Origin of the sequence: Pelotomaculum sp. PtaB.Bin117, assembly GCF_002067195.1 — a bacterium.
Taxonomy (GTDB): domain Bacteria; phylum Bacillota; class Desulfotomaculia; order Desulfotomaculales; family Pelotomaculaceae; genus Pelotomaculum_D; species Pelotomaculum_D terephthalicicum.
Window position 1 is genome coordinate 1 of record NZ_MVQM01000163.1, and the last position, 5699, is coordinate 5699.

The following is a 5699-nucleotide window of genomic DNA, read 5'->3' on the forward strand; positions in this document are numbered from 1 at the left end:
TTTATTCCCTAGCTTACGTCCTATCTTTTGGGATTCTCCCGTCTGCTCCTCATACTGAAGCCCCGAATGCATTGATAACAGCGCATTCATGGCAAACTGGTCCGGATCCATTTCCCAGTGATTGAATTTTCGGGTTTCCTTACTCGGGTATACAAAGGTATAGTAGACATCTGCATCGGTAGGCAGAATTTCATTAAGAAGTGGTGCACATCCACCGCACGGCTGGCGCTCGGTATAGACCGGGTCGATAGAGATATGATTGTTTTGCCGGACCTCGTTGGCCGTATGGGTACCGCCGAAGTCTCCGGTTGGCCAAGTAGTAACCTTGATGTCCTGGAGTTCGTTATTGTCATTACCCACAGTGAGCCAGCATTCCTTTTCTGAGTGATACTGGTCGCTGCTTTCTGTGGTCGGTTGATCGTTTACCCAAAAGGTGGCGTAATTTACGCCCGTAAAGTCATCGTTGTTCCCCCGTTCGTCGCGGACCTCGTCTACCATGGGGTCGTCATAACCCACCTGATGTAGGTTGTAGCCCTGGATGACCTCCGCTCCGCCGGGCGGAATAACCTTTGCCGGCGGCTGTCCCTGCTCCTGTGGCGACTTTTTCATCGCTCGGTTGCCGACGGTCCTTTGTACCCGTTCATCGTTAATGCCTGAGCTTTTTTGCTGAAGGGTGGGATAAAACCGGTCCCTTGCCTGCATTACCACCTGCCGGTCCTTATACGGCAGGTGTCTTTCCTGCCTGAGTTGGATTGGTTTGCCCCGGGTGTGAGTTAACGCTCCCAATTCAGCAGGCTTATCTGAATTATAACGCAACTTCACGTCACCCGGCGATAATCCTGACTGCTCCTCCATACCTGATCTCAAGCTATACGGCAAACTTGTATTGTTTTCTTTTTTCTGAAAAGGTTCAGATAAAATTTGTTTAGAATTTTCATTCATAAGTCCTGCTTGCCTGAAAAGTTGGCAAACTGCCAAATTACCAATTGTCTTCTGAAGTTGCATAACATGAGCATATGTCAGTGATTGAGGATTGATCTTTGCTCTCTGAATAATAGCTGCTGGATGTGAATCTTTTATTTGCGGCATCTGTTTTGATTGATTTGACTCTGATACGGTATTGTTTTTTTGTGGTACAGCAAATTTCTCATGTTCAGGCATAAAGCACCTCCAACAATCGCTAAAATACACTAGTGGACATTGTCTTTACTAATCAACCCATAGAAATCATATCAGGCATTTTTACATATTTTTATAATTATATCACAAAAAACTAATAATTTTACCGATATTTGTGGCTTAAAATATAAAATCGTACAGAACGCTATACTGGCTCCGCCGAAGGAAAAAGGACTTATTAAACCCTACCTACTATCAAAATTTACGAGAACCCAAAACAAATATGCTTATAACTTCCCCTATGGCGGCTATATATCTTCTATAAGCTCTCAGCGGGTCATAAAAATAACCTTGAAGAGTAGTTCAGCGAGAAGAAAGAAAACCACTCCGAAAAAAGTGGCTACATACAGGAAGCTTTGTTTTTTATTTTAACATGCCTAGGATGATCGACAGAATGACACTCGATTTAAACCGTTTAGTAAAGGATTTGCAGCCTTAAAATTAAGTATTTTTAGGTTTTTATAGATTTCCCCCGTTCACAAAAACCCCATAAAATAAGGCTTTATTATTTTAATCATAGATAGCATAGATATAAAAAAACAGGGTAATACTCAAAAACCCGTGACTGTTTTGTGACTAAAAAGAAATATAAAATAAAAGTGGCAAGGTTTTCCATCTCTGAAAACCTTGCCGTTACTGGTTTTGGGGAGGCGACACCCGGATTTGTCATAAAGCCGTGAAACCAAGTCCCCGCAAATACAGTAAATATTATCGCTATGTGTAGAAAGAACATAGCGCGGCGGCATCTTTACCGCCAGAAAAGTTCTCCAACAGCCCCCGCGAGGTCGTCTTTGTCCAGGCATTGTAATCAAGTAGGAGACTTCTACTATAACTACCGCATAGCATAGGATTTCCTCTTAAATGCAGGTAACGCCAATTCATTAATTATTCTGCCGATTTCTTCTGTCTTGATTCTGCTTTGCCTGGGTTAATTCAGGTTTATTTTGTCTGGATTATACGCTGATAAAGGTTGTCGAGATTGAACTCTTGAATTTGTTTTCCGTCAAGGGTCATATAAACCCATTCAACCGGATGGTTTTCTTTTAAGCGGATTGTTTTCACTTCAATGAAGGAATCCATCTTCTGCTGTTTGATCTTTGCTTTGATTCCATTGAAAAGCTCAACCGATCCCCTGCCTGAACAGGATTCACATATGCAAATGGTAAGCTCTCTGGTTTTAAACGCAGAGTCGGCCTTCTTTCTATTAGTACTATAAACCGGGTCATGCCTTACCGGGCTATAGTGGGTATGCAGCAAGTCATGCGCAAGCTGAGAGTTTGCTTCCCCGTAAAATTCCTTGTACAGCCTTAGAACATCAGGGTTTTCCTGGGATTTACGATATTGCGAAATCTGATCGATATGCACCAGTACTTGCTGGCGTTTTTCTAGTTCGTCAATCTTCTCCGGAACAGGGTGCCCTGCCCCACAGATGCACCCACCGGGGCATGCCATAACTTCGATCAAGTCATAACCAACGTCTACACCTTGGATAATTTTTTCAATGATTGGCTCGACATTTTGTAGACCGCTAATGACAGCAACGCGGACTTTTGTGCCGTTGGCTTTAACAGTAGACTCTTTGACCCCCTCAAAACCTCTTATTTCTTCAAAGTCCAGATGTTCAGTCAGAGCTTTTCCGGTCAGTTTCTCGACCGCCATCCGCAGGGCTGCCTCTGCAACCCCACCCGATGCACCAAAGAGAATACCTGCACCGGAAACTTGCTTGTAGGGCTCATCGAATTCTTGCGGGATAATTTCCCGGGTATCAATCCGCTTCAGGTGCACCATTTCAAGCATTTGGCTTGAGGTGAGGACAGCATCAATATCGCGGATTCCGTCAGAAGCGAATTCAGGACGGTCAGCTTCAGATATCTTAGCAATACAGGGAACGATAGAAACGACATACAAGTCTTTTTTATCAATGCCGCTCAGCCTGGTGTAATGATTTTTTACGGTTGCGCCCATCATCATTTGTGGGGATTTACAGCTTGAAAGGTGTGGGATCATTTCAGGGTAGCGCCTTTCAACAAAATTTACCCACCCGGGACAGCAAGACGTAAATTGAGGTATGACACCTTTTTTCTCTATGCGATTTAAGAACTCTGTTGTTTCTTCGACAATAGTCAGGTCTGCCGCAAAGGTGAAGTCAAAAACCTTATCAAAGCCCATCTTTTTGAGCAGGCCAGCCATAAAAGAAGAGGCTTCATCAAACGGTATACCAAAATGCGAGGATATAACACTGCGTACTGCAGGTGCGACAAAGGCAACAACGGTTTTGCCGGGATCATTGATCGCCCTGAAGACTTTTCCTTCTTCACTGCGGTAATTGAGTGCTCCACAGGGACAGGCATTCACGCATTGACCGCAACTGACGCAATCCGTATCTTCAAGGCGAAGACCGCTTTTGGTACCAACTAGTTGACGGCCATGTTTCATATAGAAGGTGAGAATATCCGGCCCTTCAACCTCAGCACAGGCAGCGATACAGCGCCCGCAAGAGATACACCTGGTATGATCGCGCCTTATAATCGGATGATCTTCAACGATAGGGATATACGGACGTTCATGAGCCGGTTTAACATATTCAATTCCATGATAGCTTGCTTCTTTTCTTAAATCGCAATTGTACCGCTTATCGCAGCCGCATTGAAGACAGCGGCGTGCTTCCTCTCTTGCCGATTCTTCCGTGTACCCCAATTCAACTTCATTGAAATTGCCTTTACGAGCAGCAAGGGAAAGAACCGGCATTCTTGCACGTTCAAGCCTGGGCAATCGATCAAATTCACCTCTTGGCAGGTCTTCCAGGGTACCACGGCTACAGCTATAGTCACTATGTGTTTCCTTAACATAACCTTTGGTCAGCAAACTGTGCATCGCCTCAGCCGCGCGACGGCCTGCCGCAACAGCCTGAATGACGGTAGCAGGTCCGGTAACACAGTCTCCTCCGGCAAAGATATTGAATTCAGAAGTCTGTGAGGTCTTACCGTTAATTTCGATATCACCCCACTTGTTCAGCTTAACCGGCAGGTCATGATACAAGAATTGGGTGTTTGTGCTTTGCCCGATGGCTCCAATTACCGTATCTGCCTCGATCACTATATCCCTGCCCTCGACCGGGACCGGACGACGGCGGCCGGAGCGGTCCGGCTCGCCAAGAGCCATCTTGATGCAATGCAGTTTCTTCTTACACCCCTCAGGGACAATCTTGCCCGGCGCCATTAAGAAGAGCATCTCGACCCCTTCATATAAGGCTTCCTCTACTTCAATAGGTTCAGCAGGCATTTCTTCCCTGGTACGGCGATAGATCAGCTTTACGGACTTGGCCCCTTTACGAAGAGCGGTGCGGGCACAGTCGATCGCTGTATTTCCGCCACCGATAACCACAACCGTGTCCCCCAGCGGCAGGTCCACGCCGCTGGCCACCTGTTCGAGATATTGTATGCCTAGCCATACCCCTTTCAAATTTTCTCCTTCAATATGCAAAGGGGTTGCACGCCATGAGCCAATCGCAAGATAAACAGCGTCAAAATCCTTACGCAGGTCCTCAAGCATAATGTGGGTACCGAGCGCTTTCCCCGTCATGATCTTTACGCCCAGGCTCTTAATAATCCCAATCTCTTGATCCAGCGTCAATTTGGGCAGCCGGTATTCAGGAATACCATAACGCATCATTCCCCCGGCCAGAGGTTGACGTTCAAACACCGTCACGTCATGACCTTGAATTGCGCTGTAATAGGCAGCTGAAAGACCGGAGGGACCCGCGCCGACAATTGCAACTTTCTTCCCGGTGGTACGATTTTTAGGTGGAATCCACTGCTGCTTGCGAGATAGATCCCAGTCGGCAATAAACCGCTTGACATTGTTAATGGCCACCGGTGAATCAACCAGATTGCGCCGGCACTGTTTCTCACAGGGATGCGGGCAGACGCGGCCGCACACAGCCGGGAACGGATTGCTATCTTTAATCACGCGTAGCGCTGCCTCGAAATTACCGTTCGCCGCATGATGAAGATAAGAGTGAATATCGATGTTTGCCGGACAAGTCATCACACAGGGAGCAACACAATCCGCATTGTGGTCGGATAGGATTTGCTCAAGACGAATTTTCCTGTAGCTTTCCAGCTTGGCACTATTGGTAACGATTGCCATACCCTCTTTAATCGGGGTCTGACACGCTTTTACATCCCTTACGCCGTTTTGGTCACTTAACTCAACCACACATAGCCCGCAGTTGCCGTTTGACCGTTCAAGCCGGATATCATAGCAGAGATGCGGAATCTGGATATCCTCCTGCAATAAGGCCTGCAGAATGGTTAGGTCATCATATACTTCAATGTTGCGTTTGTTAATGGTAACTTGAATCCGTTTGTGGTTCGTGATTTTTTTCACATTTACCCCCCCAAGTGCTCCTGAAAAGTTTTTGATTACGAATTCGATTGTAAAAGATACGCGATATGTTTATTATTAGTGAATTTGGGAACTTGTTAGATAAATATGATCTATTACTTACCGGGACACCA

1 protein-coding gene and 1 pseudogene are annotated in these 5699 nt (G+C 46.0%); both read right to left on the bottom strand.

The features are described 5' to 3' along the window. A pseudogene (locus A4E54_RS12380) lies at positions 1–942 on the bottom strand (hypothetical protein); the annotation flags it as partial. 1176 nt (positions 943–2118) lie between these two features. Beyond that, a complete protein-coding gene (locus A4E54_RS12385; protein ID WP_240083276.1) occupies positions 2119–5568 on the bottom strand; it encodes a [FeFe] hydrogenase, group A in 3450 nt (1149 codons plus the stop codon). Between the last annotated feature and the right edge of the window lie 131 nt (positions 5569–5699).